Source organism: Caldicellulosiruptor sp. F32, from assembly GCF_000404025.1.
GTDB classification, from domain to species: domain Bacteria; phylum Bacillota; class Thermoanaerobacteria; order Caldicellulosiruptorales; family Caldicellulosiruptoraceae; genus Caldicellulosiruptor; species Caldicellulosiruptor saccharolyticus.
Genome location: NZ_APGP01000102.1, coordinates 1 through 2,564, shown reverse-complemented (window position 1 = coordinate 2,564; position 2,564 = coordinate 1). Strand labels below are relative to the sequence as shown.

Below are 2,564 nucleotides of genomic sequence, written 5' to 3'. Positions count from 1 at the left end.
CAATGTAATTCTTGTCTTGAGTAAACCAGAAATTTTAAAGGAAACTTTTTTAAATTTTCGTAGCTGCCTCATTTTCCAATGTCATCTCCTTCTTTATTTTTTCCATGTTTAATATTTTACATAAAAATTGTTAAAAGCCTGTTTTGACTACGTTAAATGATTGTTAAAAAGAATATAACATAGCTTAAGTCAAAAGCAGCCGTTTTGAAACAGAGGTTTAATTTACCACGCTCTGTACTAAAAAAAACTGCTGAAAAATTTTTGGCTGGTTTGTGTCGTTTGAACACTAAATTTACTTCTTGAAAGGCAAAAACTATAAAAGAAACGGCTTTTGTGATTTTGATGATGAGCTTGACAAAATGAGAGATGACTTAAAAGCGAGCATAAACAATTTCAAACAATCATGATTGCCCAAATCTGTATTTGTTTTATTAATTTATGTTAAGCATATACTCCAAATTCCTTATTTTCTTTAGGATTTTTCACCTTTTTGTTTAAATAATATTATACCTGGCATTCTAAACAAGTTTTTGTTTCACATCCCAATATTTACTATAGAGCCGAATAAATAACAATACAACAAAAGAGGGTTGAGCAGAATTACAGCTCAACCCTCTTTTAAATTGTCTACACATCTTAAGTTAAAGTAGTTCCCTACGTTAAAAACATTTTGGAACTTTATTCAATCAACAAATAATCTGCATAAACATCCCATGTACCATTATCAGAAGAAACTACAATTTCTACTTTGTGCGAACCTGCATTCACATACACATTGTTTATAGGAGCTTCCCAAGGATATGTCCCCTGATAATAGAACGAACCTACTTTCTTCCCATCTATTAGTAAATCAACTGATGCCAAATTATTGTTATTTCCACATCCTCGTAATTTAAAAGTATAGTTACGGCTTGCTGAGAAGTTTATATTTGTTGTTGCTTTATCTCCGTTCGCATAAAGAGCTATACCATTAAATGGACTTGTAATCTTTGATGCATATGGCCCGCTCAGAGACATATTTTCACATTCTATCTTCGTTGTAGTTGGCGTAGTTGAACCACTTGAATCACTTGTTATAGAAAATGTATTTTGTGTTATATTAGCTGAACCGCTGCTCTGGTAACCTTCAACACAAAGAGTAATCTGGTCAATTGTACCAAGATTCAAACCTTTTGCAGCCCATGCTTTGAAATGATCAGTTACGGTAACAGTACCGCTGGTTCTCTTTGATGTTCTAACACTCCAGTACTGATCAAATGTCGTTGTTCCTTCGATAGATGGTTGATTAACACGAGTTGTCTTGTAAATATCATATGTTCCTCCATCGATTGTTACAGTCCCAAGCGAGGTTGCTCCAGGTGGACGCCACGAACCCCAGCTTTCAACAATATAGAATTCAACAAGTGGATTTTTTGACCAACCATAGATGCACAAATATGAATTTCCATTTGGATTGTAAGTAGCAGAGTATGTTATCTTCACTGTTCCGAGCTGATTCCATGCTGTATTAAATTTTTTACCTGTTCTGAAAAGCGCATTGTTGATATTACTCCATTGACAACTAAACCTTCCTCCTGTGTCAACTGTCATGGTTGTGTTCCCAGAATCCTTCCACAATTCGTAGTAGTAACCGTCATAAGTACCACTTGCATTTGATGTGAGTGTTATGGCTGCTTGCGCATAGAAAGGATTGCTAAGAACAACACACATCAAAACAGCCAATAACACTTTTGAAAGTTTTTTAACATTCATACTTAAAACCTCCCTTCCCTGAAATTCATTTATTTTTTATGTGTAATGCCTTACAAGGCATTACAGCCATTTGAAATATAATTTAGTTTAAACCTCTGCGATTATGTTTCGGTTAATTCTGACATATTTTTATTATTTACTGACAATTTAATTATATTATCAGTCTTTTATTTTGTCAATAGAAAATTTAAAAATTCAAAATTTAATTTAAATCCTTGCTTTACGGTTACGTTTCTTATTTTCAGAATTTTCAGAATCCCTTGTTAATTGTAACAATTTGATTAATCATTTCTTTTTTTATCATAATTATTTTTCCTGAAAATTTTTCTTTAAGTACAAAACAATCTTTTGTTTCGTCAATCACCCAGCCTTCATATTTTGTCAAATTTTCACCCCAGATTGTTACCTTAGGCAAGTTATAAAAGTCTAAAAATGCCAACAGAGAAAATATGTTTATAATCTCTATCAAGAAAAGAATGAAAATACTAAGAATTGTTGAAAACTTGAAGATTGTTGATACTGAAACTGACCTATAAACAATGTAGTAATTTAGGAAAAAGTCGGTTAGCAGATATAACATAATACTACTAATTAACAAATCCTTTCTTTTCTTGGATTTCAATAGCTTAGAATTGTTTTTAAAAAACAATTCTATTTTTATAACCTCTTGGTAATAATACAAAATCCACATACCTATAATATTTGCAACAATCCAAAATTTCATTAACAGCACTCCTGGCAAAGCTGTAATCAGGTGAATTCCTAAAAACGTTAATCCCACAGCCAGAAATAATTTTCTTTCAGTTATTAAG

2 protein-coding genes are annotated in these 2,564 nt (G+C 31.9%); both read right to left on the bottom strand.

Annotation, left to right across the window (positions count from 1 at the left end):
• Positions 1-678 precede the first annotated feature (678 nt).
• Positions 679-1,752 (bottom strand): glycoside hydrolase family 11 protein, encoded by a 1,074-nt coding sequence (locus tag H964_RS09315; protein ID WP_039766986.1) that lies wholly within the window; start codon positions 1,750-1,752, stop codon positions 679-681.
• A 250-nt stretch (positions 1,753-2,002) separates the two neighbouring features.
• Positions 2,003-2,564 (bottom strand): hypothetical protein (locus tag H964_RS09310; protein ID WP_039766984.1); only part of this gene is annotated, 562 nt, incomplete at its 5' end.

Bases quoted from the DNA above. Each gene is read 5' to 3' on its own strand.
- H964_RS09315 (WP_039766986.1), bottom strand. From the start codon at position 1,752: ATGAATGTTAAAAAACTTTCAAAAGTGTTATTGGCTGTTTTGATGTGT.